The 26415-nt window shown below is 55.2% G+C and carries 20 protein-coding genes and 1 pseudogene; 14 read left to right on the forward strand and 7 right to left on the reverse strand.

What is annotated here, in order from left to right; genetic code table 11:
• Positions 1–504: 504 nt before the first annotated feature.
• Positions 505–951, reverse strand: coding sequence for a putative toxin-antitoxin system toxin component, PIN family (locus VGM48_RS19640; RefSeq protein WP_331582133.1), 447 nt, complete (start codon positions 949–951; stop codon positions 505–507).
• Between the two features lie 301 nt (positions 952–1252).
• On the opposite strand from VGM48_RS19640, the gene VGM48_RS19645 reads away from it, so the two are divergent.
• The 4 genes from VGM48_RS19645 (at position 1253) to zwf (ending at position 6149) form a co-directional block, all read left to right on the forward strand.
• Positions 1253–1474, forward strand: a complete 222-nt coding sequence (locus VGM48_RS19645; protein ID WP_331582134.1) for a hypothetical protein — start codon at positions 1253–1255, stop codon at positions 1472–1474.
• A 39-nt stretch (positions 1475–1513) separates the two neighbouring features.
• Positions 1514–2386, forward strand: a complete 873-nt coding sequence (locus tag VGM48_RS19650; protein ID WP_331582135.1) for an ATP-binding cassette domain-containing protein — start codon at positions 1514–1516, stop codon at positions 2384–2386.
• 54 nt (positions 2387–2440) lie between these two features.
• Complete coding sequence (locus VGM48_RS19655; protein ID WP_331582136.1) at positions 2441–4414, forward strand: M1 family metallopeptidase; 1974 nt, start codon at positions 2441–2443, stop codon at positions 4412–4414.
• A gap of 190 nt (positions 4415–4604) precedes the next feature.
• Positions 4605–6149 (forward strand): glucose-6-phosphate dehydrogenase, encoded by a 1545-nt coding sequence (zwf, locus tag VGM48_RS19660; RefSeq protein WP_331582137.1) that lies wholly within the window; start codon positions 4605–4607, stop codon positions 6147–6149.
• Positions 6150–6301: 152 nt separating this feature from the next.
• On the opposite strand, the pseudogene VGM48_RS25630 reads toward zwf, so the two are convergent.
• From VGM48_RS25630 to VGM48_RS19670, 3 genes and pseudogenes are all read right to left on the reverse strand, one after another.
• A pseudogene (locus tag VGM48_RS25630) lies at positions 6302–6580 on the reverse strand (nucleotidyltransferase family protein); the annotation flags it as partial.
• Between the two features lie 58 nt (positions 6581–6638).
• Entirely contained in the window at positions 6639–7082 is a 444-nt protein-coding gene (locus VGM48_RS19665; RefSeq protein ID WP_331582138.1) for a hypothetical protein, read from the reverse strand.
• Between the two features lie 6 nt (positions 7083–7088).
• The gene (locus VGM48_RS19670) at positions 7089–7931 is read right to left on the reverse strand and encodes a helix-turn-helix transcriptional regulator (RefSeq protein ID WP_331582139.1); all 843 of its coding nucleotides are present in this window, start codon (positions 7929–7931) and stop codon (positions 7089–7091) included.
• Positions 7932–7991: 60 nt separating this feature from the next.
• On the opposite strand from VGM48_RS19670, the gene VGM48_RS19675 reads away from it, so the two are divergent.
• Together VGM48_RS19675 and VGM48_RS19680 are read left to right on the forward strand one after the other, a co-directional pair.
• Positions 7992–8960 (forward strand): GNAT family N-acetyltransferase, encoded by a 969-nt coding sequence (locus tag VGM48_RS19675; protein WP_331582140.1) that lies wholly within the window; start codon positions 7992–7994, stop codon positions 8958–8960.
• 32 nt (positions 8961–8992) lie between these two features.
• Positions 8993–11371, forward strand: a complete 2379-nt coding sequence (locus tag VGM48_RS19680; protein WP_331582141.1) for an ABC transporter permease — start codon at positions 8993–8995, stop codon at positions 11369–11371.
• A gap of 10 nt (positions 11372–11381) precedes the next feature.
• On the opposite strand, the gene pafA is transcribed toward VGM48_RS19680, so the two are convergent.
• Positions 11382–13043 carry an alkaline phosphatase PafA gene (gene pafA, locus VGM48_RS19685; RefSeq protein WP_331582142.1) on the reverse strand — a complete coding sequence of 554 codons (1662 nt, stop codon included), beginning with the start codon at positions 13041–13043 and terminating at the stop codon, positions 11382–11384.
• A gap of 92 nt (positions 13044–13135) precedes the next feature.
• Here pafA and VGM48_RS19690 point away from each other — a divergent pair, with 92 nt between their 5' ends.
• Genes VGM48_RS19690 through VGM48_RS19705 form a run of 4 tightly spaced genes read left to right on the forward strand, consistent with a single transcriptional unit; the run spans position 13136 to position 17245 of the window.
• Complete coding sequence (locus VGM48_RS19690; RefSeq protein WP_331582143.1) at positions 13136–13942, forward strand: DUF1080 domain-containing protein; 807 nt, start codon at positions 13136–13138, stop codon at positions 13940–13942.
• Positions 13939–15792 carry a glycoside hydrolase family 2 protein gene (locus VGM48_RS19695; RefSeq protein ID WP_331582144.1) on the forward strand — a complete coding sequence of 618 codons (1854 nt, stop codon included), beginning with the start codon at positions 13939–13941 and terminating at the stop codon, positions 15790–15792. The genes VGM48_RS19690 and VGM48_RS19695 overlap by 4 nt, the downstream gene beginning before the upstream one ends.
• 2 nt (positions 15793–15794) lie before the next feature.
• Positions 15795–16481 carry a ribose 5-phosphate isomerase A gene (gene rpiA, locus VGM48_RS19700; protein WP_331582145.1) on the forward strand — a complete coding sequence of 229 codons (687 nt, stop codon included), beginning with the start codon at positions 15795–15797 and terminating at the stop codon, positions 16479–16481.
• A gap of 44 nt (positions 16482–16525) precedes the next feature.
• A complete protein-coding gene (locus tag VGM48_RS19705; RefSeq protein WP_331582146.1) occupies positions 16526–17245 on the forward strand; it encodes an SDR family NAD(P)-dependent oxidoreductase in 720 nt (239 codons plus the stop codon).
• On the opposite strand, the gene VGM48_RS19710 is transcribed toward VGM48_RS19705, so the two are convergent.
• The gene (locus VGM48_RS19710; RefSeq protein ID WP_331582147.1) at positions 17225–18445 is read right to left on the reverse strand and encodes a multidrug effflux MFS transporter; all 1221 of its coding nucleotides are present in this window, start codon (positions 18443–18445) and stop codon (positions 17225–17227) included. The two genes, VGM48_RS19705 and VGM48_RS19710, sit on opposite strands and share 21 nt — an antisense overlap.
• A 53-nt stretch (positions 18446–18498) precedes the next feature.
• Between VGM48_RS19710 and VGM48_RS19715 the strand changes: the two genes are divergently transcribed.
• The 3 genes from VGM48_RS19715 (at position 18499) to VGM48_RS19725 (ending at position 22213) form a co-directional block, all read left to right on the forward strand.
• Positions 18499–18933, forward strand: coding sequence for an FKBP-type peptidyl-prolyl cis-trans isomerase (locus tag VGM48_RS19715; protein WP_331582148.1), 435 nt, complete (start codon positions 18499–18501; stop codon positions 18931–18933).
• Positions 18934–19009: 76 nt separating this feature from the next.
• Positions 19010–19723, forward strand: a complete 714-nt coding sequence (locus VGM48_RS19720; RefSeq protein ID WP_331582149.1) for a GDSL-type esterase/lipase family protein — start codon at positions 19010–19012, stop codon at positions 19721–19723.
• Positions 19724–19735: 12 nt separating this feature from the next.
• The gene (locus VGM48_RS19725) at positions 19736–22213 is read left to right on the forward strand and encodes a phosphocholine-specific phospholipase C (protein ID WP_331582150.1); all 2478 of its coding nucleotides are present in this window, start codon (positions 19736–19738) and stop codon (positions 22211–22213) included.
• Positions 22214–22244: 31 nt separating this feature from the next.
• On the opposite strand, the gene VGM48_RS19730 is transcribed toward VGM48_RS19725, so the two are convergent.
• Positions 22245–23027, reverse strand: a complete 783-nt coding sequence (locus tag VGM48_RS19730; protein ID WP_331582151.1) for a DeoR/GlpR family DNA-binding transcription regulator — start codon at positions 23025–23027, stop codon at positions 22245–22247.
• A 187-nt stretch (positions 23028–23214) separates the two neighbouring features.
• Here VGM48_RS19730 and VGM48_RS19735 point away from each other — a divergent pair, with 187 nt between their 5' ends.
• The gene (locus VGM48_RS19735; protein WP_331582152.1) at positions 23215–26412 is read left to right on the forward strand and encodes a TonB-dependent receptor; all 3198 of its coding nucleotides are present in this window, start codon (positions 23215–23217) and stop codon (positions 26410–26412) included.
• The last annotated feature ends 3 nt before the right edge of the window (positions 26413–26415 follow it).

Below are 26415 nucleotides of genomic sequence, written 5' to 3' on the forward strand. Positions count from 1 at the left end.
ATCGTTCAAATAGTTGCGAGATTGCAGCTAATAACTCGGACGCACCGTGCCAAAATTTACATTCAACCACAAACAGGTTGCTTCCGTCTTTTGCATATTTTAATAAGATATCAGTCTTTCCGCTACGATTAAATGTTTCACCCGTTGCGGTAGTGCCATCGTAGCGAGTCTCCAAAACAAATAAAAACTGTTCTATTACCCTTCCTCGTCCTTATTTTGGTATAAAAGTGGGCTTTTTCTCCATGTTTTTGCCAGATTCATACACAACTTTTAAGATGTCGTTGTACATCTCAGAACTCATCATTGGTTCCGAAGAAAACTCCTTGGACTTTGATATTGTTGGCTGTGGAATATCCCGGTTCCTTCCTTTCATTGTCAAAATCGCTTAATGAAATTTCATTGAATGCACGCATAGAAATTTATTACTTTTATAAGCACTCTTTTAAACCGACAAATAATTTCAACTTAAAGTTAGCGATAGTAACTCCCTTTTCAGCATAGTCGTTATTTGGAAAACATCACCTCAAACTCCCCTTTGGTAAGAATCTTCAGTTTCTTGAATTTCTTTTCCAGATTAGTTTTTTCGGAAAGAATATTTTTATCGCCCGAGGTGATAAAGCCAGATGACGTTTGAAGGGCAAGCGCGATCAGGTAGTCGTCATCTTTATCTGCAGGGATATACCGCTTAATGGGATAGGTAAGATCAAAAGGCGCGGTAGCCCCTATTATAACTTTTAATGCGTAAGGAACATTGACCCTGTATCTTGCCAGTCGGGGATACAGCAAGACTCGTGCAACTTCTGAGAGTAGTTCATCACAATGAAATACGGTTAGATCATTGTCGGCAATGATCTCGATTAGATTCTGTTCCGTTTCGGTGATCAAATAACTAACCCAAATATTGGCGTCTAACACAAACCTATTTACCCGCATAGATTTTCCGGGATTCATGCTTCCACAAATCTATTTCTTCCAGGGTAGGAGGCTTTACGCCTCTTCGGGGCCGGGCTGCCGGTCGCACCCCATCTTTTTGCATTTTTTTGACCCTCAACTTCGCAAGAAGTATCTGAAGCTCAAGTTTATCGAGCTTCTTCGCCTCTTTTATGATTTGGTCAAGAGTTTCCTGTTTTGTCATTACTTGTGCCATAGAATAATGGTAAGTTCAACTTATTACAAATTTATCTATTTTCAGCGAATTTTTGAAACCAAACTTCAGTCCATAACCGTAACTTTATACCAAACCCTTCCGGTCATGGACTACGCAAAATTCGCCATCCTCCTCACCATCGTTCTTACGATCATCATAGCGGTCGAAGCAAAAAAATCCGTCTTCAAACTATTCGGCATTCCCCAAAACAAACCCCTTAGAATGGAATGGCGCGCCTATCTGATTTGCTGCATGCTCCTGGGTGCCTTCATCGCCATGGGAATCACCTTCGTGGTTAAATCGATCGCCGAAGCTGTAGTGCATTAATACGGTCATGAAATGGCGCGTTTAGTGTAATTTTGCCCCATGGAATTCCTCGAGGTCGCCCTCCCGCATATCGCGTTCACCCTGAAAAAAAACCAACGCCTAGCCATCGCCGGCGAAACCGGTTCCGGCAAAAGCACCCTCCTCAAGATCATCGCCGGTCTCGCCGCCCCCAAAGCCGTTCCGCAGTCTCCCTCCGCAGCAAACTCCCCCGAAGCAAACTCCGCAAACCCAAAGCCTGCCCCCGCAAACTCACCTGCAACCACCCCCTCAAACCCCCAGTCTTCGCCCGCAGCAAACTCACCCGCAACCACCCACGCCGTCTTCTTCGAATCAACCCGCGTCCTCACCCCCCTCGAACGCCTCATCCCCGGCCAGCCCGGCATCGCCTATCTCTCCCAGGACTTCCCCCTCTGGCACAACTACCGCGTCTCCGAAGTCCTCGACTACAACAACGACCTCGACCCCGCCGACGCCGCAACCCTCTATCGTCTCTGTCATATCGACCACCTCCTCGGCCGTCGCACCGACCAACTCTCCGGCGGCGAACGCCAGCGCATCGCCCTCGCCCGCCTGCTCGTCCACCCGCCCCGCCTCCTGCTGCTCGACGAGCCCTTCAGCAATCTCGACATGATCCACAAACGCACCCTCAAGTCCGTCCTCAAAGGCATCGCCGAAAAATACGCCATCACCCTCATCCTCGTCTCCCACGACCCCTATGACACCCTCACCTGGGCCGACCTGCTCATCGTGCTAAAAGATGGCGGCCTCGTGCAGTCCGGCTCACCCCGCGATGTCTATGAACAGCCCATCGATGAATATGTAGCCGGTCTCCTCGGCGACTACACCCTCGCCAACGGCGGTTTTATTCGCCCCGAAGCCCAAACAGCCTTCTTTTTTTCCACACATCCTTAAAATCGACCCCGCAGCGCCGTCCTTCCCTACCTTCGCTACCCAAACAAATTCACCATGAGAAATGTCTTTGGCCTCCTGGCCTTGTCTGCCTTGTTATTGAGTCAACAGGCGGTCCATGCCCAAACCGGCGCCAACCAAGCCGGCGGAAGCAACTACGACCCCCACGAAGCCTTCGCCCCCCTGTTCTATCCCGCCTACGGCGACGACGTCCGAACTGCCGCAGGCACCCCGGGTCCCAAGTATTGGCAAAACAGTGCCGACTACAAGATCGACGCCAGCCTCGACCCCGAGACCCACGGCCTCACCGGCTCCGTCACCATCACCTATAAGAATAACAGCCCGATCGATCTGCCCTTCGTCTGGCTCCAGGTCGATCAGAATATCTATAGTCTCAAATCCCGCGGTGTCGCCATCACCGATCTCTCCGGCGGCCGCTGGGCCAACCGCGACCAGTTCGACGGCGGCTATAGCTTCGAATCCGTCCAGATCATCAACCCCGCTACCAATGTAGCGACGAAGGCGGACTACCTCGTCTCCGACACCCGTATGCAGGTAAAACTGCCTACGAGCCTCAAGACCGGCGGCGTCCTCAAACTCAAAATAGCATACAAGTTCATCGTTCCCCAATACGGCACTGATCGCTGCGGCCGTCTCGAGACGAAGAATGGCTGGATCTATGAGGTCGCCCAGTGGTACCCCCGCATGTGCGTCTTCGATAACGTCCTCGGCTGGAACACCCAGCCTTATCTTGGCCAGGGCGAGTTTTATCTCGAATACGGCAACATCGAATACAACGTCAACGTCCCCTCCGAAATGATCGTCGGCGGCAGCGGCGAACTCCTCAACCCCGGCGAGGTCCTCACTCCGACGCAGCTCAAACGCTATACCGCGGCAAAGGCCAGCGAAAAAACCGTCGCCCTCCGCAGCGAAAGCGAACTGGGTGACGCCTCCAGCCGCCCGCAGGGCAAACGCCTCACCTGGCGCTTCAAATGCACCAACACCCGCGACGTAGCCTGGGCCGCTTCGAAAGCCTTTATCTGGGACGCGGCGCGCATCGACCTCCCCAGCGGTAAGAAAGCCCTCGCCCAGTCGCTCTATCCCGTGGAAAGCGCCGGCGACTCCGCCTGGGGCCGCAGCACCGAATATGTCAAAGGTTGCATCGAATTCTACTCTAAATATCTGTATGAGTTCTCCTATCCTTCCGCGACCAACATCGCCGGCATCGTCGGAGGTATGGAATATCCCGGCATCGTCTTCTGCGGAAGCCGCAGCCGCAAAGGCAACCTCTGGGGCGTTACCCGGCACGAGTTCGGCCACAACTGGTTCCCGATGATCGTCGGCAGCAACGAACGCAAATACTCCTGGATGGATGAGGGTTTCAATACCTACATCAATACCGTGGCCGACTCTGCGTTCAACAACGGCGAGTATCTCCGGCCCATCAGAAGCCGTTCCCGTATGGCGGCGCCGTATTTCAATTCCGTCAATCCGATGATGAGCATCCCCGACCAGGAACCCGCCCGCGAATGGGGGATCCTCTCGTATAACAAACCCGGCACCGGCCTCGAACTGCTGCGTGAAGAGGTTCTCGGCAAGGGCCGCTTCGACTATGCCTTCCGGTATTATGTGCATGCCTGGGCCTTCAAACATCCCACTCCTTATGACTTCTTCCATGCCATGGAGAATGCCTCCGGCGAAACCCTCGACTGGTTCTGGCGCGGCTGGGTCTTCAACAACTGGAAGATCGACCAGGCCGTCTCCGCCGTGGAATATGTTCAGGGCGACCCGGCGAAGGGTGCCACGATCACCATCGAGAACCGGGAGAAGCTGCCGATGCCCGTCACCGTCGAAGTAAAAGAGGAGAACGGTACGACCAATCGCATGCAGCTTCCCGTCGAGATATGGATGAAAGGCGCCACCTGGAAGTTCCATTATCCTTCTACGGGCAAGATCACCCAGGTCACCATCGACCCCGATCAGCGCTATCCCGACAGCGATACCAACAACAATACTTTCAAGCCGCAATAGCAAAACCGGCCCGCCGCGGCGGCCCTCTAATTCGAGCCCGCCCGGCGCCACAAAGCCCCTTCAATTAACATTGGAGGGGCTTCCCCCGGCAAACAATATTTGCCGGACATAAGCAGAAAAAGAGACCCCTTCTTTTAACACTGGAGGGGTCTCTTTTTGCGTATATTTGTATACACTCAAGCTCAATTCAATGGCACAAAAGAAAGTTCTCCCCGCATCGATCACTATCTTCGGGGCCAAAGGCGATCTCACCTGGCGTAAACTCATCCCCGCTCTTTATAACCTCTACATCGACCACCATCTCTCGCAGACCTTCCACATCTTCTGCGTTGACTTCCTCGCCGTCGACGATGCCGCCTACCGCGACTGGCTCCTCACCGGTGTCAACGAATTCAGCCGCACCGGCCGCGCCGACGCCCAGAAATGGACCGAATTCGCCCGGCATATCACCTATGTCCAGGGCGACTTCATGAAAAAAGATACCTACGACGCGCTAAAGAAAAACGTTCAGAAATTCGAAAAAGATGAGAACATCCGCGGCGTACGCATGTTCTACTTCGCCGTCGCACCCCGGTTTATCGAGGTCATCGCCGACGCCCTCTGTATTCAGAAACTCTGCAACCGCGACAACCTCGACCGCATCGTCGTCGAAAAGCCCTTTGGTACCGACCTCGACTCGGCCCGCAAACTCAACCGCTATCTCGCCAAACGATTCAAGGAAAAGCAGATCTATCATATCGACCACTACCTCGGCAAGGAGATGGTGCAGAACATCCTCGCCTTCCGCTTCGCCAATCATGTCTTCGAACCGCTGTGGAATAATGAGTACATCGACCATATCCAGATCAGCGTCGCCGAAGAGGTCAGCGTCGGCAAGCGCGGCGGCTACTACGACAGCAGCGGCGCCCTCCGCGACATGATCCAGAACCACCTGCTACAGCTGCTCTGTATCGTTGCCATGGACTGCCCCAAAGCCTATGAGGCCGAAGCCATCCGTGATGCCAAGATAAAAGTCCTCAAGAGTGTTCGCATCTACAATACCGAACAGGTGTTCAAAAACGTCGTCCGCGGCCAGTACGCCGCCGGTGTCGTCAACGGCCAGGCCCGCAAAGCCTATCGCGAAGAAGAACAGGTGAAACCCGACTCCAACACCGAGACCTTCGTGGCCGCCCGCTTCCTGATCGAAAGTCCCCGCTGGAAAGGCGTCCCCTTCTTTTTGCGCACCGGTAAGAATATGGAGCGGCAATCCACGACGATCATGATCCAGTTCAAGGAGACGCCTCATAAGATATTCAAGGATGACATCACGCCCAACAAGCTCATCATCTCTATCCAGCCCGAACTCGAGATCGGCCTCCTCTTCGAAGGCAAGGTACCCGGCCTCCATATGAAACTCCTTCCCATGGAAATGGACTTCATGTACAAGGACGCGTATATCGAATCCCTGCCCGAAGCCTACGAAGCCCTCCTCCTCGATGTCCTCGACGGCGAAGCCACGCAGTTCATGCGCGCCGACCAGATCGAATGGGCCTGGAAAGTCGTCATGCCCATGCTCGACGCCTGGAAGAAGAATCCCAAAAAGCAATTGCAATTTTACGAATCCGGCACCTGGGGCCCCGCCTCGGCGAACGCGCTCCTCAAACCCTTCGCAAAGGAATGGTTCCACCTCGCGCACAAACCCGCCACCACCCTGCCCGAACCCGCCGCCAAAGCCCAACAAGTCGCCGCAACATAGCCCTCATCAGGGCGTCCCCCGCGGCCGCGCCGCAAACCAACGCGATGCGCGGCCGCGGGTCGGGCTCTCTGTCGCACACGGTGCTCCTGCCGATCCCTGACGCATTTCCTGCGGCTAGCGAATTTCTCTACATAAAATAGATACTGAGGCTTTATCCCTTTGCGGGACACTATGTCGATTTTATGGCGGAAGGTGTCTTCCAATTCATGGGCGAGGCGGATATAGTCAAAACCATCAATTCTGCCGTTAAAGTCAACGAGAATGTCTATATCGCTGTTCTCGTTGAAGTCCCCTCTGGCATATGAGCCAAAGATCCCCAATTCGGAAATGGGATACTTCTCCGTTAGCTGAGCTTTTTTATCTCTTAGAATGGTCAATATCTGCTCTGTAGTATACATTGCAATCAAATCTACAAAAAGTATTTCGAACATTCGAATAAGGGCTAATTACCCCCAACCGGCTTAATCCGGTTACCACCTCGAGATAAACCTACCGCAAGCCAAAATACCATCTCGCCATATACGCCGCCGGCAACCCGATGGCCACCACCAGGATCAGCCAATTGACAATCGCGAATCCCAGGGAGAACGGTCTCGGCGCAGCCTTCGATGACGGCACCACGATGAGGTTCATGACGACCCACATAAACGCCCCATACGCAAAAGCCGCAAGCAGCGGACAGAACCCCAACCACGCCATATAAGGGTACAACCCGAAATAGGCAGCGACAAAACTCATGGCAATAAGGAAATGGAACGCCAGACCCATCAGCACCATGCGCCCCCCGCCGGCAAATGCCGTTTTGCCATACACGGCGCTGGCAATATATCGGAAAAGTAACGCGGGGTTCTTGTTGCCCCTCACCAGAAACAAAAGCGTCGCCGCGACCGCATCCAAAAAGCCCGCCAGTAACCCCGTTAATAAGACGATCATTTTTGATCAAAAGTATTGCCCGGACGCTATTCCCGTTTTGTAAAAACGCGACAATTCTGACGGCCGCAGCCCGGCATATCTCTTGAATTCATGGGTCAGATGAGCATGGTCATAATATCCAAGCTCAAAGGCGAGACGCAGCAGGCTTTCTTCCGCGACCCCGGACCTGCCTTCTACAGCATCCGGCTGTTTCAACTGGCGCAACCGCCGCAAGACCTCCTGGAACCGGATGATGGTAATGAATTCTTTCGGCGGGATGCCCACCGTTTCCCGGAAGATCCTTTCCAGCGTCCGTTTGCTGACATGCCATTCCTTCGCCAGGTCCTCGACGGCCACCTGCCCCTTGCGATGATACACCGATTTGTAGATGGAGATAAAGTCGTGACCCGCAATCCTCCTCTTACCCGCCGCATTCATCTTTACCCGGAAATAGTCATCCAGCCCCAATGGCGATCCACCCATTTTTCGCAACAACTCAAAAAGCTCGTTGTCGGAGAACTCGCTGATGCTGTCGACAGAATCGGCCATGGACATCCCGAACATTGCAAAAAGACCTCCTGCCTTGAAGCGGACTCCGGCAAACGAAGCTGCCGCCCCGGTACTCACGATCCCATAGGCGGTCATGGTACCCGCCAGATACATCTGCCCGGGTTCAAAAGCGAGCGGCACATCCAGCCGCGCCAAAGGATTATAATAGGCGGTGGAGTTCCCTGTATTGACAAGGACATCCGCACAGCCGTCGGCATACACCCTTCTCCGGTGACCGTCGGCGGAATCCAGTTGCCTAACCCAATACGCATCGATATGATCGGCCAACTCCTCCGCCGGCCGGTATTCAGTAAAGGACATACACAAAAGTAAGCTACGATCAAAATACCCTGAAAAAAGGTTAAATTGTTCTTATAATCCATGGAACAAATTTTTAAAAGCAAAGCCGGAGAATCGGTCCTGATCAGCACAATGCAGCAGGGCGATCTCGACGCCGCAGATCAGGTCACAAGACTGGCATTCGGCACCTTCCTCGGCATGCCGGACCCGTCACAGTTTATGGGCGACGCAGACTTTGTTCATACCAGATGGAAGGCCGATCCCACCGCGGCGTTTTGTGCCAGTATTAAACACGAAATAGTAGGTTCGGTATTTGCCGGAAACTGGGGCAGCGTCGGGTTTTTTGGCCCGCTTACAACCCACCCGAAACTGTGGGATCAGGGAATCGCGAAATATTTGATGGCGCCCGTCATGGAATGTTTTCAAACCTGGGGATCAAAGCATCTTGGGCTATTTACTTTTGCTCAAAGCATCAAACACGTTAGTCTTTACCAGAAATTCGGATTTTATCCCCGGTTTCTTACGGCGATCATGGGCAAACCCGTTCAACAGAAATTGCAGAACATTGTATGGTCGTGTTTTTCGGACGCAGGGCAGCAAGAAGCCGCATCCCTGCTGAAACAATGTTATACCTTGACCGATTCCGTATTCGAGGGCCTGGATCTGACCCGCGAAATCCAATCTGTATCCTCCCAAAACCTTGGCGAGACGGTTTTGCTTTGGGCGGAAGGCAACCTGGCCGGAATAGCCATCTGTCATTGCGGACCGGGAACGGAGGCAGGCAGCGGAACCTGCTATATAAAGTTCGGCGTCGTTGCTCCCGGTAGCCGATCCGGCCAACGTTTTGAAGAGCTATTGATCGCCTGCGAGCAACTGGCGGGCAAAAGATCCCTGAACAAAATAGTGGGCGGAGTGAATACCGCCCGCCGGAAAGCTTACGAACGCATGCTTGCAAACGGGTATGCGATAAACGGTCAGGGTGTCGTCATGCAGCAACCGGACGCCGGCTATAACCGGGAAGACGTATATTTGATCGACGATTGGCGATAGGGGATAAGCACCGCCCAACCGCCCATATTACTATGATAAAAAATTTCATAAAAATCGCCTACCGGAATCTCCTTCGCAACAAAGGGATCTCCGCCATCAATATCACCGGCCTCGCAGTCGGCATGGCCAGCGCGATACTCATCCTGCTATGGATACAGAACGAACTAAGCTACGACGAATTCCATACCAACAAATCCAGGATCTACGAAGTCTGGAATCGCATGCCCATCGACGGCAAAATATCCTGCGGCAGTCATGTCTCAGACTTAGTTGCCCGCCTGGCGGAACACGACCTGCCCGAAGTCGAACGTGCCGTAAGAGTTGACAACCCGAATACCCAGCTCCTCTCGGTCGGGGATAAAAAGATAACGCAGATGGGCAGCATTGTCGACACCGGTTTTCTCCAGATGTTCACCTTCCCGATGCTCGAAGGTGACGCCGCCACCGCTCTCAACGACCCGCATTCCATCGTGCTCACCGAAAAGACGGCAAAAGCCCTCTTCGGCAATGCCGATGCAATGGGCAAGACCGTTCGCATCGAAAACAATGAGAATTTCACCGTCACCGGTATTGTAAAAGACCCGCCCGATAATACCAGGTTCCAGTTTGACTACCTGCTGCCCTGGTGGAATAAAAAATATGGTGAGGGGCAAAACCTCGGCTGGGGCGATAACAGCACGCCTACTTACCTGATGCTGAAGCCAAACGCGAATTATGCTTCCATGGCGCCAAAGCTGAAGGTCCTGAAACAGAAATACGATGAAGAAGCAAGAAAGATCAAATGGGAACTGTTTGCCTATCCGCTCAGCCGCTGGCGCCTGTATTCCAGCTTCACCGATGGGGTAGAAGACAGCGGCGGCCGCATCGAATTCGTAAAACTGTTCGGCATCATCGCCGGGTTTATCCTCCTGATCGCCTGTATCAATTTTATGAACCTGAGCACGGCCCGAAGCGAAAAAAGGGCGAAGGAAGTGGGGATCCGCAAAGTAGTGGGTGCCCGGAAACAGTCGCTGATCAGCCAGTTTCTCGCGGAGTCTTTTCTCATCGCTTTTCTCGCCGGTTGTATTGCGCTGGTCATCGTTCAGCTAAGCCTGCCCGCCTATAACCAGCTGACGGAAAAAAACCTGTCCCTCGATTTTCACGATGTCTATACCTGGATCCTGTTGATCGGATTTGTCGGGCTTACCGGCTTACTCGCCGGCAGCTATCCCGCCTTCTTCCTTTCCTCCTTCCGGGCCGTTGAAGTGTTAAAAGGAACCTTTAAAAAGGCACATGCCCTGATAACGCCGCGGAAAGCGTTGGTGGTACTGCAGTTCACCTTCGCCATCATCCTGATCATCTGCACCCTCATCGTAAAACAACAAATTGATTACGGCCGCAACCGGCAAACCGGCTATGATCGCAACAACCTCATCTACCAGTTCATGACAGGTGATATCCCCAAAAACTACGCGGTGATAAAAAATGACTTGCTGGCATCCGGCATCGCGAAGTCCGTCACAAGAACCAATTCACCTCTTACCGAACGCTGGAGTGATGGATGGGGCCAGAATTGGGAAGGGAAAGACCCTAACGACAGAACCTCTTTCGATCGGTATTTGGCCGACGAAGACCTTGGAGCCACCGCAGGTTTGAAATTTGTCGAGGGCCGCGATTTCAATCTGCAGACCTACCCCACCGATTCAACCGGTCTGATCATAAACGAATCGGCATTAAAGGCGATGAAGTTCAAAAACCCGATCGGCAAAACCGTAGACGACCTCGGCGTCAAATGGCACATCGTCGGGGTGATAAAGGATTTTATTTTGACCAGCCCCTATGAACCGACTCGACCCCTCCTGCTTTGTGGGGCAAAAAGCAAATTCATGACCTTCCAGGTCTTGCAGATCAAGTTAAACGGCGCAAACCCCACCGCCGCAAACCTGAAAGGGGCCGAAGCCATCTTCAAAAAGTACAACCCGGACTATCCGTTTGAATATAAGTTCGTAGACCAGGCCTATGCGCAGAAATTCGACAACGAACAACGCCAGGGAGTCCTGGCTGCGCTTTTCGCCGGACTCACTATCTTCATTTCCTGTCTGGGCCTGTTCGGCCTCGCAACCTACATGGCCGAAAACAGGGTAAAAGAGATCGGCGTACGAAAAGTGCTGGGTGCCTCCGTAGCAGGCATCACGACATTACTCTCAAAGGATTTTGTAAAGCTGGTAGTCATCTCCTTCATCATTGCGGCGCCTATCGCCTGGTGGGCCATGTCCCGATGGCTCACGGATTATACCTATCGGGTGAGCATCAGTGGATGGGTCTTTGCAGGCGCGGGCTTGCTATCGGTAATGATCGCCCTGCTGACCGTCAGCTTCCAGGCCATAAAAGCCGCATTAGCAAACCCCGCGGAAAGCCTCCGGTCGGAATGATATAAAATTCCTACTTTATCGCTTCCCCGACAACATCCCCGATATTCCCATCGGGCATCTGGATATGCAGCAATGCCGCCACCGTCGGCGCGATATCCGTCATATGCACCGTCCGGTAACTTACCCCGTGCTTGATACCCCAACCCATAAACACCAGCGGGATATGCGTATCCTGTGGATTCCAGGTCCCGTGCGTCGTCCCCGTTGAACCGCCGTCAAACCAGGCCGGGTCCGGCAGCATCAGGATCGACCCGCTTCTCTTCCGGTTATACCCGTTGATCACCATCTCCCGGATACGCCCCGGCAGATTGGCGCCCGCGACATTGTCCATATCGATGATGTATTGCAGCCCGGACTGATGCGCCAGGAACGCCATCGTCACCTTCTTCACAGAATCCAGCGACAAACCCGCTGCCCGCATATGCGCGAAGTTGAAATTTATATAGTAGTTCATCGACGAGATCACCAGGTCCTTCGCGCCGGTCACGGCCGCCAGCGTATCGTTCAACGACCGCATCATCGCCCGCAATCCCGATAATCCCGCCGGTATCTGGTGCTCCTTCAGGAAATTCACGGCATGCGAAGCGCCATGATCGGCCGTCAGAAAAACCGTATAATTTCCCTTTCCGACCTTTGCATCCAGGTAAGCAAAGAACCCGGCCAGATCCCGGTCCAGCCGGTAATAGACATCCTCCACCTCGACCGAATTGGGTCCGTATTTATGACCGACATAATCCGTCGACGCGCAGTTGATCGTCAGAAAATCCGTCGCATCCCGCTGCCCAAGCGCATATCCATCGATAGCCGCCTTGGCGAAATCCAGCGTCAGCGTATTACCAAATGGCGAACTGCGGATATTATCATGGTCCTCTTTATAAGCCTTCGCGATATCATGCGGGAATACCGGCGCGGTCTCCCCCTTGAACAATCCCTCCCACGGCGAATTGTCCGGTGTACTCTGCGTATAGGTGCCGATAGGATACAAGGTATTCCATCCTCCAGCCGCCAGTTTCTCCGGCTCGTTCTTTGCATTATACTGCTGTACCCACTCCGGCAGCTCTTTCATATACCAGGTACTCGTGCTGAAGACACCTTTTACGTCATCAAACCAAAACGCTCCCGTCGGCGTATGTCCCGCGGGCAGGATCGAAGCCCGGTCCTTCAGCGACACACCCACCACCCGCGAATGAAAATTCGTGGCCAGCATCAGCTCGTCGGTCACCGTCGTCGCCAGCAGATTCCGCGGCGACATATTCCCCGCCGGGGCAGTCCCGCCAACGGGCTCCACGGTCGAGTCGGATACGCAGTAGACATCTTTACCCGTTGCCTGGTCGATCCAGTCATTCCCCGCGATCCCGTCTATCGAGGGAACGCTGCCCGTAAATACGGTCGTATGACCCACTGCCGTATACGAAGGCAGATGGCTGATATAGGTATCCTCACAGGAGAATCCTTCATTCAGCAGCCGCCGGAAACCACCCGTCCCATAGCGCGCTGCATAGCGGTACAGGTAATCCCAACGCATCTGGTCGACAACGATACCTACAACAAGCTTCGGCCTCGCCACAGATGATGAAGCAGGCTGGCCGGTGCGCTGCGCCCCCGGCTGTCCCGAAACCGGCAACATCCCCGCGCACATCAACAGAGTCCCGAATAATTTATGATGTCTCATGCAGAAAAATTTTAAAGCGCCGAAGTTAGGGAAATGTTGCGGCACAAAAAAACCACATCGGCCGACTCCGCATTTTTTACTACTTTCAACCCATGAAGCGCCACTATCTGTTGATCCTGTTGCTGGCCGCCACCTCCTTCACACGGCCTGCTTCCAACCCGCACGACGGCTGGATACCCCTCTTCAACGGCAAAAACCTCAACGGCTGGGATACGTATCTCAAAGGCGTTGGCGGCAACACCGATCCGCAGCACGTTTTCAGCGTCGTCACCGACGGCAACGAAAATTGCATCCGCATCTCCGGCGAAACAACCGGTGGCCTCTCCACAAAAAAGGAATTCCGGGACTATCATCTCCAGGTCCTCTTCAAATGGGGCTCCCTCACCTGGGGGCCGAAGAAAGGAAAAAAGAAGGACAGCGGCCTGCTCTATCATTCCGTCGGCCAAAACGGCGCCGACAACGGTGCCTGGATGCGCAGCCAGGAATTCCAGGTGGAAGAGACCAACACCGGCGACTATTGGGGCTGCGCCGGCGCAACCGCCGATATCCCCGCACAAAAAAGCAACGACAGCACCTATGTCTATGACCCGAACGGCACCCTCTATACCTTTCGCGCGGACAACCAAACCGGCCGCCATTGCATAAAAGCCGGCGACGCCGAAAAGCCCACCGGCGAGTGGAACACCCTCGACCTCTACTGTCACGGCGACACCGCTGTGCATGTCGTCAACGGAAAGACCCTCATGATCCTCTATCACTGCGCTCAGGTTGATAACGGTCAGCTCACCCCGCTCACCGGGGGTAAGATTCAGTTGCAATCCGAAGGCGCCGAGATCTTCTACAAGCGGGTCCGCATCCGGCCCATCACTCATCTACCCGCAGAAATTCTCAGCAAATGAAATACGCGTTTCTTGCCACGCTCGTGATCCTCATCTCGATCCGTCCCCTTTCTGCCCAGAACAATAGGCCAGCCTCCGGCAGCCCGGACGCCATCGTCCAAAACAATGCCGCCCGCATGGAACTCAACCTGGACGGCCGGTGGAACTATATCATAGACCCCTATGAAAACGGCTTCTACGACTATCGTCATCAACCCTACGACCAGTCCGCCTCCGGCTCTGGCGGCTTCTACGACGACAAAAAGCAAACCGATAAAAGCCAGCTCATCGAATATGATTTCTCACGCAGCCCCACGCTCAAAGTCCCCGGCGACTGGAATTCCCAGGACGAAAAGCTGCTCTACTACGAAGGCACTATCTGGTATCGCCGCATCTTTCAACTTACCAAACATCCCCACCAGCGTTACTTTCTCTATTTCGGCGCGGTCAACTACGAAGCCCACATCTATCTCAACGGAAAAAAGCTCGGCATGCACAAAGGCGGATTCACCCCTTTTCAGTTCGAGATCACCGATAAACTAAAAGAAGGCGACAATAGCCTCGTCGTAAAAGCCGACAATACCCGCCACCCCGACGAGATCCCCACCGTCAACACCGACTGGTGGAACTACGGCGGCATCACCCGCGATGTATACATCACGTCGACCCCCGAAACCTTTATCAGCGACTACCAGCTGCAACTCAAAAAAACCGATCCGAACACTATTGAAGGGTATGTCCAACTTGCCGGTGCCGCCCTCTCCCAATCAATCACCGTCGACATCGCCGAAGCAAACATCCACGCTACCGTGCAAACCGACGCCACCGGCCGCGCCAAACTAAGCATCCCGATAAAGAAACTCGCGTATTGGTCACCCGAACACCCCAAACTCTATTCGACGACTATAAAAAGCCCAACGGACCAGGTCCGCGACAACATCGGCTTTCGGACCATCACCGTGCGCGGGCAGGACATCCTGCTCAACGGCAAACCGACCTTCCTCCGCGGCATCTCCATCCACGACGAGAACCCGCTGATCCCCGGCCGCAATCGCGGCGAGGGTGACCTCCGGATGCTCCTCACCTGGGCAAAGGAACTCGGCTGCAACTATGTTCGCCTCGCACACTATCCGCATAACGAAACGATCATCCGCCTCGCCGACGAAATGGGCCTCATGGTCTGGGCCGAAGTGCCCGTCTACTGGACCATCTCGTGGACCAACCCCGACACCTATGCCAATGCACAAAAACAACTCACCGATCTGATCAACCGTGATCGCAATCGCGCCTCAGTTATCATCTGGTCCATCGGCAACGAAACCCCGCTCAGCGAACCCCGGCTCGACTTCATGAGCCGCCTCGCGGCAAAAGCCCACGAACTCGACAACACGCGCCTCGTCTCCGCCGCCCTGGAGGTCCACCGCAAAGGCAATGAAGCCATCGTCGACGACCCGCTTGGTGAAAAGCTCGACCTCGTCAGCTTCAACGAATATGCCGGCTGGTATTGGGGCGATAAACCCACCGATCTCCCCAACTATCATTTTTCGATCAAATACGATCGTCCCGTCATCATCACCGAGTTCGGCGGCGACGCCCTCGCCGGCTTCCATGCCGACCCCGACACCCGCTGGAGCGAAGAATACCAGGAGGCCCTCTACGTGAACCAACTCAAAATGCTCTCGGGCATCGGCGCCCTACGTGGTATCACTCCCTGGATCCTCTGCGATTTCCGCAGCCCCCGCCGTCAGCATCCCGTCTATCAGAATTTCTGGAACCGCAAGGGCCTCATCTCGGAGCAGGGGGTAAAAAAACGCGCCTTCTATACGCTGCAAAGTTTCTATAACACGATCGCAAAAAAGTACGCCGAATAGCTATGGCCGACTACAAACAACAAGCGGCGCAGGAAGCCGCCAAACTCATCCAACCCGGTTCCGCTATCGGCCTCGGCGCCGGCTCAACGATGACCCATCTCATCGCGGCCATCCAAAACACTCCCGGCCTCGCGACGACGCTCACCGTCGCCAGTTCCTCCTTCACCACCCGGCAACTCCTCCTGAAAGAAGGCTTCCAGGTAAAAGAATCCGGCTGGCTCACCCGCCTCGATCATTACTTCGATGGCTGTGACCAGTTCGACTGGCGCCTCACCGCCCTCAAGAGTGGGGGAGGGGTGCACGCTGCAGAGAAGGTCCTCGCCGCTATGGCCGGCAAATTCATCCTCGTCGGCGATACCGGCAAACGGGTCGATCGCCTCACCAAATCATTTCCCCTCGTCGTGGAAGTCATCCCCGAAGCCCTCGCCTTTGTCTCCGCCCGGCTGAAAGAATACTTCAACCCCAGCCGGTCCGAACTCCGTCTCAGCGATAAAAAAGACGGCGCCGTCATCACCGAAAGAGGAAATTACCTGATCGACAACTGGTTCGACGCCTTCCCCGAACCCGGCATCCTCAACGACCGCGTCACCAACCTCGCCGGCGTCCTCGAGCACTCGCTGTTCTTCAACATGGCGCACAAAGCCGTTACCGCCGGCCCCGATGGAATAGTTGTATATACAAAACCCTGAAATTTGAAAAATACTCTCCCCGCTCACCGAAAACTCAGCAGCGCATGAAAACCGTCCTCATCCTCGGCGCCAACTCGGATACCGCAAAGGAAGCGATGAACCTCTATGTTCAACAAGGGTACCAGGTGATTGCGGCCTCCCGCACCCTGGCCGGGATCGACGAGTTTATAAAAGCCCGCCATCTCCCGGCGGACAGGATCATCACCCGGTATTTCGACGCCACCTCATTCAACGACCATGCCGCCTTCTATGCCGGCCTCCCCGCAAAACCGCATATCGTCCTCTACGCCGCCGGCTTCCAGGTCACCAACGAAGAAGCCCTCCGCAGTTGGAAAGGCTCGTATCAAATGATCAATGTCTTATATGCCGGCGCGGTCTCTATACTCAATATCATCGCCACCGACGGCGGAAACCCAAACCTCGAACGCATCATCGGCCTCTCTTCCCTCTCCGGCGTCCGCGGCCGCAAAAGCAATTTCGTCTACGGCAGCACAAAGGCTGCTTTTACCACCTACCTTGCCGGCCTCCGTCAACACCTCGCGGCCCGCAATGTCATCGTCAATGCCGTCATCGCCGGCTATATCAACAGCAAACTCACCGCCCATCTCGATCTTCCCAAAAACCTCCTCATGGAGCCCGCCTTCATCGCCCGCCATATTGTTCATGCACCCAAAAGCTTCACCATCGTCCCCGGCTGGAAATGGAAGATCATCTACCGCATCCTCAAAATGCTTCCGGAAAGCCTAGTGGCCAAGCTGCCCTAGTTCCGCGCCATCGATCACCACTGGCTGCTTGCGCCCAAGAAACAACACCACCAACCCCAGCAGCGACCCACCCGCGATCACCGCCGCCACCGGCCTCACCGTCCCATCCGCAAACGCACTTACAGCCGCACTGGCCAGCGCTCCAAACCCCAACTGCAAACACCCCAACAACGACGAAGCCGTCCCCGCATTCTTCGCAAAAGGGGCCATCGCCAACGCAGCCGCATTCGGATTCGTAAAACCAAGGAACCCCAGAAACGCAAACAGGAAACCAATCGTCACCCCCAGACTCAGCCATCCCGCCATCGCAAACCCCCAAAAAACCAAACCCACCACCACCTGCCCTATCAAGGTCACCCGGATAATCTGCTGACTCGTAAACCGCTTCAACAACAACGCGTTAAATTGACTGAGCCCAATGAATGCCACTGCCAGAAACGCAAAGATCCACCCATACTCCTTCTTGTCGACATGAAAGATATCCATAAAGATCACCGGCGATCCCGCCACATAGGCGAGCAAACCCGAAAAGGCCAGTGCCATCACAAGCACATAGATCAGAAACTGCGGCACCGCCAAAGCCGCCAGAAAATTCCGAACGATCGGCCCCGGCCGCAAACTGAACCCCTTATCCGGCGGATAACTGTCAGGAAGAAGAAAGATACTCAGCGCCAGGATCAAGACCCCCAGCACCAGCAAGACGAGAAAGATCGCCCGCCATCCCCAGGTCACCACGATATACCCGCCCGCGGTCGGCGCGATCATCGGCGAAGCGCCAAGCACCAGCAACAACAGCGACAACACCTTCGCACTCTCCTTCGGCCCAAACAGGTCCCGCACCATCGCCATCGCCGTCACCTGCGCAGCGCAACTCCCCACCGCCTGGATAAATCGCAGCACGATCAGCACGTTGATATCGCGGGCCTGCATACACACCACCGTAGCGGCGATATACAACGCAAGACCTGCGTACAGCGGCTTCTTTCGCCCATGACGATCCAGCAGCGGTCCGTATAACAGCTGCCCCAGCGAGATCCCGATAAAGTAACTGGCAAGTGAAAGGCCGACATTGGCCACAGAGGTCCCGAGACTCTTCGCGATGTCCCCAAACCCCGGGAGATACATATCTATCGAAAAAGGGCCCAGTGCCGTCAACGATCCCAATACCAGAATATAGGTGTAATAGGTCCTTTTGGTCATAAAAAAGCTATCGGCAAAAATAAAGCTAACTATCTTTGCAAAAAAAGTAAACTATGAGCATCGCCGATCGTCTCTTCAACCTCAACAAAGACAAAGCGGCCGCCAATTTAAAGGCAGGCCAGGAATTCCTCGAAGCCAACAAGGCAAAACCCGGCGTCGTCAGCCTCCCGAGCGGCCTGCAATACGAGGTCCTCACCGAAGGCGCCGGCCCAAAACCCAGCGCCTCCAACAAGGTCACCTGTCACTACCACGGCACGCTCATCAACGGCACCGTCTTCGATAGCAGCGTCCGCCGCGGCCAACCCGCCACCTTCCCCCTCAACGCAGTCATCAAAGGCTGGACCGAAGGCCTGCAACTCATGCCCACCGGCAGCAAGTGGCGCTTCTTTATCCCCTCCAATCTCGCCTACGGCGAACGCGCGGTCAGCGCCGAAATTGGTCCTAACAGCACCCTCGTTTTCGATGTAGAATTGCTTTCTTTTGTTTAAAAAACTTTAATTTTATTTAATTTTTTTTGCTTTTATAACCGCCAGCCCGTAGTTTTGGTTTCAATTGCTCTGCTTTATGAAGAAACAAACCATTACGTTGCTGGCGGCCTTTCTCCTTTTTACCGGCAGGCCCCAGGCCCAGACAACAGCCGCCGCTCAGCCCCCCGCGACTCAGACAACAGCCGCCGCGTGGGACAGCACCTATCGTCCCGCCACCTACGGCCAGCGCCTCGCTCAATTCAAAGCCTACCCTAACTCGACGAAAGATGTGATCTTCCTCGGTAACAGCATCACGGCAGGAGTTGATTGGGACGAGCTACTCCAACTCCCCACAGCCCGCAATCGCGGCATCTCGGGCGACATCACCTTCGGCGTGCTCCAACGCATCGACGAGGTCACCGAAGGCCATCCCGCAAAAGTGTTTATCCTGATTGGGATCAACGACATCTCCCGCAACATCCCCGACAGCGTGATCACGGCCAACCACGAACGGATGATCCGGGCGATACAGGCCGCCTCGCCAAAAACGGCCATCTATTTCCAGACCCTGATGCCGGTGAACAACAACTTCACCCAGCATATGGCGCACTATAACAAAGACCAGCATATCAAAGCCGTAAACGACGGCATCAAAAGGCTGGTGGCCCAATACCATCTCACCCTCGTCGATCTGCACCCGCATTTCCTCGATAAGGACGGCCGGCTCAATGCCGACTACACCATGGACGGCCTCCACCTGAATGAAAAAGGCTACCAGGTCTGGAAATCCGCCCTGAAGTCCTATCTGTAAAAATTACCCTTTATGGACACACGCAGAGAGTTCCTGAAAAAAGCCATGCTCCTCTCCGGCGCCGCCGCCTGGACCGGGATCCCAGAATCCATCCGCAAAGCGATGACCATCGACCCCGTTTCGGGATCGACCTACCTCGACGCCGAACACGTCGTCATCCTCATGCAGGAAAATCGCTCGTTTGACCACTGCTTCGGAACCCTCCGCGGCGTCCGCGGCTTCAACGACCCGCGCGCGATCAAACTACCCGACAACAACAGCGTCTGGCTGCAGACCAACGAAAAAAAGGAGACCTACGCCCCCTTTCGCTTCGACATCCACGATACAAAGATCACCTGGATGGGTTCCATCCCGCACGTCCGGTCCAGCCAGGTCGACGCGTTCAACAAAGGCAACCACGATCAATGGCTCATCGCCAAACGCCCGGCCAATCCGCAATACCGGCCGATGCCCCTCACGATGGGCTACTATACCCGGCGCGATCTGCCGTTCAACTATGCGCTGGCCGACGCGTTCACCGTCTGCGATCAGAACTTCTGCTCCGGCATGACCAGCACCTGGCCAAACCGGCTCTTCCTCTGGACCGGCACCATTCGCGGCCGCCAGGACGATACGACAAAAGCCTATATCCGCAACGACGTGGAAACCGGCGAGATCTCCTGGACAACTTTCCCCGAAATATTGGAACAAGCCGGCGTCCCCTGGAAAGTCTACCAAAACGACCTGACCCTCGGCGGTGGATTCACCGGCGAAGAACGGGCCTGGCTCACCAATTTCGGTTGTAACCTGCTGGAACCCTTTGATCAGTTCAACGCCCGTTTCTCTCCCCGCTATGTTCAAACCCTGAAGGACAGGATCAACACCCTCACCACCGCGATCGCCGATCTAAAGTCAAAACCCGTCACCGAAAAAACCCGGAACGAACTGGAGAAGAAGCAAGCCGTCCTCGCCGACGCCCAAAAACAACTCGAACGGTTCACCCCCGAAAATTTCGGCAAGCTGACCCAAAAAGAGAAGGACCTTTATGAAAAAGCGTTCTCCATCAACGACGGCGACCCCGATTACCACCGCCTCGAAAGCATGAGTTATGATGACAACGGCACCCAACGCCAGCTCAACGTCCCCAAGGGCGATATCCTCCACCAGTTCCGGCAGGATGTCGACAAGGGAAAGCTGCCCGCCGTCTCCTGGCTCGTAGGCCCCGAAAATTTCTCCGATCATCCCACCGCACCCTGGTATGGCGCCTGGTATGTGTCGGAGATCCTCGATATTCTCACGAAAAACCCGGAAGTCTGGAAGAAGACGATCTTCATCCTCACCTATGACGAGAACGACGGGTACTTCGACCATGTCCCGCCCTTTGTCGCCCCCGATCCCCTCGATCCCGCCACAGGCAAATGTTCCCCCGGCATCGATACGTCCGTCGAATACATCCGGCGCCAACGGGAGTTAGAGGAAGGCGTCGCCACAAAAGAAGCCCGTACCGCACCCGCGGGCCTCGGCTTCCGCGTACCCATGGTCATCGCCTCCCCCTGGAGCCGCGGCGGACGCGTCTGCTCCCAGGTCTTTGACCATACCTCCGTATTCCGGTTCGTCCAATCCTGGCTCAACAAAAAACAAAGCGCCGGTATCCATGAAACAAACACCAGCCTCTGGCGCCGGACCGTCAGCGGCGATCTGACCAGCGTCTTCCAACAATATAGCGGCGAGCCACCAACGCAGTTGCCCTGGCTGCAACGCCAGCCCTTCATCGAAGGCATCTACAACGCCCGCTACCGGGAAGCCCCCGGCAACTACAAAGCCTTGTCCGCCGCGGAGATCGCCGCCATCAACAAAGACCCGTTCTCCTCTCCCCTGATGGCCCGCCAGGAGCCCGGGATCAAACCCTCCTGCGCCCTGCCGTACCAGTTATATGCTGACGCCCACATGGGCCCCGACGGCAAAACGGTCACGATAAAAATGGAAGCCCGCAACGAAATATTCGGCGCCGCGGCAGCCGGCTCACCCTTCAATATCTTCCAGCCCGGCAAACTCCTTAGGAGCTATGCCGTAGCCGCCGGCGCAACACTGGAGGACAGCTTCGCGGTAGACGGGCACTGGCAGCTCGCCGTACACGGCCCCAACGGTTTCTTCCGGGAATACAAGGGAAGCGGCCAAAACGCGCCGCTCACGATCCAATGTGATTATCAACGTGAGACCGCAAACCCCAACCAACTAACCGGCCGGCTCCTGCTGATCATAAAGAACACCAGTCCCAGCCAAACACAGCACCTGACCATCGTCGATCACGCATACGGCAATAAGCCCGTCGAAAAGTCGATCGCCCCCGGCGCGGAAACCCCGGTCGTCATCGACACCGCATCATCCCATGGCTGGTATGATCTCGGCATCACCGTAAAAGAGGAGAAAGAATTTCAGCAGCACTATAGCGGCCGCGTAGAAACCGGAAAGGACAGCTTCACCGACCCGTTCATGGGCCGCGCAAGCTGATCCGCCGTAGCGTCTGACCCCCGGCGTGTCCCTATTTAGCAATAAGAACCTTAACCCCGCGCTCCTCCAGCTGCTTCACGATGCCGGCGGAGACGCCCTCGTCCGTGACGATATATTCCACCTGCTCCAACCCGCAGATCTTCCCCAACCCCCGCCGCCCGAACTTCGTACTGTCAGCGAGGATCACCACCACCTGCGCCACATTGATCATTTTCTGATTCAAACTCGACTCCGCCAGGTTCGTGATCGACACGCCAAAGTTCAGGTCGATCCCATCCGCGCCCAGGAATAACACCCCCGACGAGATCTCTTCCAGGATCCGCTCCGCAAACCCACCCGCCACCGAAGAAGAATTCGCCCGGATCATCCCCCCCAGCTGCAGGACCTCGATATTCGGCCGGTTACAAAGCTCCAGCGCTACCTTGAGCGCCGGCGTGATCACCGTCAGCCGGTGCGCCGGATGCAGCGAACGCGCAAACTGGAACACCGTCGTCCCCGAACCGATAATAATGGAATCGTTATCTCCGATGATCGATAACGCCGCCTTCGCGATCCGCTGCTTCTCCTTCTCGTTGATCAGCTCCTTCTCATTGATCGTCCGCTCCATCGCATACGGATTGCTGATCGAGGCGCCGCCACGCGTCAGAAATAACAGGTTCTTATCCTCCAGTAACTTCAGATCCTTGCGGATCGTTACACTCGACACCATCGTCAGATCGCTGAGCTCCTGGATCGTCACACGCCGCTCTTCTTCCAATTTCTTCAGGATAAGTTGATGACGGTCCGTTATGTTCTTTATGGGTTTTCTTTTCATATTATTTGACAAGGGTTGCCAGCAAAACTGGCGAATATTTCTTACAATCCCGCCTCCCGCTTTAATTTTCTGTTTTTTTCTTTCAAAAACTTTATATTTGTTTCCTATTTTTAAAAAATGCTTTATATTTGTTTCGATTGCTTTAAATTAATTGCATTTTTGTTAAGACTCCAAAACTAGCAGCCATATGCGCCATCCACTTCTTCTCCTTATGTTATTGCTTTCCGGCCTCCTGACCCGGGCCCAGAACAGAACCATCCACGGCACCGTCGTCGACGAAAAAGGCAACCCCCTCGCCGGCGTCACCCTCACAATTAAAGGAACTCCCTCAGCCACCGCGACCGACGAAAAAGGCCTCTTCCACCTGTCCGGCGTACCGGAAGGCGCCACCCTCGTCGCCACCAGCGTCGGCTTCGCCTCACAGGAAATAAAAACAAAAGGTCACAATACCTTCACTCTCGTCATGAAAGACGCAGCCGGCGGCCTCAACGAAGTGGTCGTCGTCGGCTACGGCACCCAAAAGAAAGTCGACCTCACCGGCGCCATCGACCAGGTCGGCAAAGAAGTCTTCGAAAACCGCCCCCTGCCAAACGTCACCCGCGGCCTCGAAGGCGTGATCCCCAATCTCAACATAAAGATGACCGATGGCAAACCCATTCGCAGCTCCGACTACAACGTCCGCGGCACCACCTCCATCGGCGCCGGCGGCAGCGCCCTCATCATGATCGACGGCGTACCCGGCGACCCCAATATGCTCAACCCCGACGACATCGAGAACGTAACCGTTCTAAAAGACGCCGCCTCTGCCGCCATCTATGGCGCCCGCGGTGCCTTCGGCGTCATCCTCATCACCACAAAAAGCCCCCGGAAAGGCCGCACCCAGCTCAACTTCTCCAGCAGCCTCACCTTCTCGACGCCGACCATCAAACCGAAATTCGTCACCGACGGCTACACCTGGACGAAGAACTTCGACTCGGCCTATTATGCCTACTACGATTACAAGTCCCATCCGGCCAAGGCCAACAGCGTGTTCCCGTTCTCGCTCGACTACCTCGACGCGCTTCATCAACATGACCAGGACCCAAGCCTTCCTAAAACGGCAATCGACCCTACCACGGGGAACTATGTTTACTACGGTAACAGCGACTGGCAAAAGCTGCTCTATGCAAATAGCGACCCTTCCACCGACCAATCGCTCAGCGTATCCGGCGGCAACGACAAAGCCTCCTACTATCTGTCCGGTCACTACCAGGGACAGCGAGGCATCTTCCGCTATAGTCCCGACACCTATAAGATGTACAATCTGCGATCGAAAGGCACCGTCAATCCCTTCCCCTGGCTAAAGCTCGAAGATAATCTACTCTATAGCCGTACCACCTATTTCTACCCGATCATCAACCACGCCGACTCGGTCACCCCCATCTGGCGAAGGATCTCCGACGAGTTCTTCCCCGTCGCCATGCTCTTCAATCCCGATCACTCCCTCACCCAGAACGCGGCGATCACCATGGGCTCCTTCGTCTCGGGAAACAATTACTCGAACCAAACGACGAACGCCATCAGCAACACGGCCGCCTTCACCGCCAAATTCCTCAAGGACCGCCTCCGCTTCCACGGCGATCTGACCTTCGGCTATACCAACTATCTCGAGTCCCGCCTCTTCACTCCCGTGCCCTACGAGGCTCAACCCGGAGTCGTGCTCGAAATGGGCGACAGCCGCATGAACCAGACCACCAACACGACCAACTACCTGGGCGCAAATCTCTATACGGAATACGAACGCAGCTTCGGCAAACACTATTTCAAAGGCCTCGTTGGTTACAACTACGAACATTCGCTCCTCAAATCCAATTACGTCCAACGCTACGGCCTCATCAATCCCAGTCTGCCGGACTTCTCGCTGATCGACGGCCAGGCCTTCTCGCTCACCGGCGGCGGCAGCGAATGGAAGACACTCGGCGGCTTCTTTCGCTTCAACTACAACTTCGACGAACGTTATCTCTTCGAGGTCAATGGCCGCTATGACGGCTCCTCCAAATTCCCCACCAACCAGCAATACGGGTTCTTCCCCTCCGCATCCGCCGGCTGGCGCGTCTCGCGGGAAAAATTCTGGAATGTGCCGGCCAGCTGGATCTCCGACTTCAAAGTGCGCGGCTCCTACGGTACGCTGGGCAATGGTAACGTGTCTCCCTACCAATACCTTGAAACGATGGCCGTCTCCAAACTCGCAATGGTGATCGCCGGCATTACCCCCGATGCCACACAAAATCCCAATGTGATCCCCGATGGGCTAACCTGGGAGAAATCCACCTCCACCAATATCGGCACCGATATCAGCTTCCTGAATAACCACCTGTCCGCGGCCTTCGATTGGTACACCCGCTATACGAACGATATGTTCACTACCGGCCTGCCCTTGCCTGCCGTTTTCGGGGCTACCGTTCCCAAAGGCAACTACGCCAGCCTCAAAACCCAGGGCTGGGAACTGAGCCTTACCTGGCACGACCAGATCGGCTCGGCAAAGCCCTTTCGCTACTCGCTTCATTTCATCCTCTCGGACAACGTCTCGCATATCACCAAATACAACAACCCCACCGGCCTCATCTCCACTTATTACAAGGGCATGAAGGTCGGCGACATCTGGGGCTATGTCAACGATGGAGTCTACCAGGACGCCGACGATATCGCCAAACACGCCGACCAGACGCTCATCCGCGTCAGCAGCGCCAACCAACCCCTGCCCGGCGATATCAAGTTCAAAGATCGCAACGGCGACGGCAAGATCACCCCCGGCGACGGCACCGTCACCAACCCCGGCGACATGAAGATCATCGGCAACTCCGCACCCCGCCTGCCCTTCGGCTTCAACGCAAGCGCCGACTGGAACAATTTCTTCTTCTCCGCCTTCTTCCAGGGCATCTGGAAACGCAACTGGTGGCCCGGCACCGATGCCTCCCTCTTCTGGGGCCAATACAACCGGCCCTACAGCTGGATGCCCCAGGACGTACTCAACCACGAATGGTCGCCCACCAACCCCAACGGCTATTTCCCCCGGCTTCGCGGTTATGTAGCCCTCAACGCCAGCTCGGAACTCGTCGTCAAACAAACCAAATACCTGCAAAATACCGGCTACGTCCGGCTCAAGAACCTGACCTTCGGCTATAGCCTCCCGGCTTCCCTCATCGGCAAGGCCGGCATCAGCAGCGCGAAGATCTATGTCACCGGTCAGAATCTCTGGGTCTGGTCGCCGATGTACAAGATCATCCGGACCATGGACCCCGAGGTCATCGATGGCTCCGACCCTGAACTCACCAGCGGCGCAGGTAACGGAATGGCCTATCCCATGATGAAGACCTACACCATCGGCATCAACGTAACCTTCTAAGTG

The sequence above is a fragment of the Puia sp. genome (assembly GCF_036500295.1).
Taxonomy (GTDB): domain Bacteria; phylum Bacteroidota; class Bacteroidia; order Chitinophagales; family Chitinophagaceae; genus Puia.

Coding starts and splice junctions, on each gene's coding strand:
- VGM48_RS19640 (WP_331582133.1), bottom strand. CDS start 951: ATGAATCCCGGAAAATCTATGCGGGTAAATAGGTTTGTGTTAGACGCC.
- VGM48_RS19645 (WP_331582134.1), top strand. CDS start 1,253: ATGGACTACGCAAAATTCGCCATCCTCCTCACCATCGTTCTTACGATC.
- VGM48_RS19650 (WP_331582135.1), top strand. CDS start 1,514: ATGGAATTCCTCGAGGTCGCCCTCCCGCATATCGCGTTCACCCTGAAA.
- VGM48_RS19655 (WP_331582136.1), top strand. CDS start 2,441: ATGAGAAATGTCTTTGGCCTCCTGGCCTTGTCTGCCTTGTTATTGAGT.
- zwf (WP_331582137.1), top strand. CDS start 4,605: ATGGCACAAAAGAAAGTTCTCCCCGCATCGATCACTATCTTCGGGGCC.
- VGM48_RS19665 (WP_331582138.1), bottom strand. CDS start 7,082: ATGATCGTCTTATTAACGGGGTTACTGGCGGGCTTTTTGGATGCGGTC.
- VGM48_RS19670 (WP_331582139.1), bottom strand. CDS start 7,931: ATGTCCTTTACTGAATACCGGCCGGCGGAGGAGTTGGCCGATCATATC.
- VGM48_RS19675 (WP_331582140.1), top strand. CDS start 7,992: ATGGAACAAATTTTTAAAAGCAAAGCCGGAGAATCGGTCCTGATCAGC.
- VGM48_RS19680 (WP_331582141.1), top strand. CDS start 8,993: ATGATAAAAAATTTCATAAAAATCGCCTACCGGAATCTCCTTCGCAAC.
- pafA (WP_331582142.1), bottom strand. CDS start 13,043: ATGAGACATCATAAATTATTCGGGACTCTGTTGATGTGCGCGGGGATG.
- VGM48_RS19690 (WP_331582143.1), top strand. CDS start 13,136: ATGAAGCGCCACTATCTGTTGATCCTGTTGCTGGCCGCCACCTCCTTC.
- VGM48_RS19695 (WP_331582144.1), top strand. CDS start 13,939: ATGAAATACGCGTTTCTTGCCACGCTCGTGATCCTCATCTCGATCCGT.
- rpiA (WP_331582145.1), top strand. CDS start 15,795: ATGGCCGACTACAAACAACAAGCGGCGCAGGAAGCCGCCAAACTCATC.
- VGM48_RS19705 (WP_331582146.1), top strand. CDS start 16,526: ATGAAAACCGTCCTCATCCTCGGCGCCAACTCGGATACCGCAAAGGAA.
- VGM48_RS19710 (WP_331582147.1), bottom strand. CDS start 18,445: ATGACCAAAAGGACCTATTACACCTATATTCTGGTATTGGGATCGTTG.
- VGM48_RS19715 (WP_331582148.1), top strand. CDS start 18,499: ATGAGCATCGCCGATCGTCTCTTCAACCTCAACAAAGACAAAGCGGCC.
- VGM48_RS19720 (WP_331582149.1), top strand. CDS start 19,010: ATGAAGAAACAAACCATTACGTTGCTGGCGGCCTTTCTCCTTTTTACC.
- VGM48_RS19725 (WP_331582150.1), top strand. CDS start 19,736: ATGGACACACGCAGAGAGTTCCTGAAAAAAGCCATGCTCCTCTCCGGC.
- VGM48_RS19730 (WP_331582151.1), bottom strand. CDS start 23,027: ATGAAAAGAAAACCCATAAAGAACATAACGGACCGTCATCAACTTATC.
- VGM48_RS19735 (WP_331582152.1), top strand. CDS start 23,215: ATGCGCCATCCACTTCTTCTCCTTATGTTATTGCTTTCCGGCCTCCTG.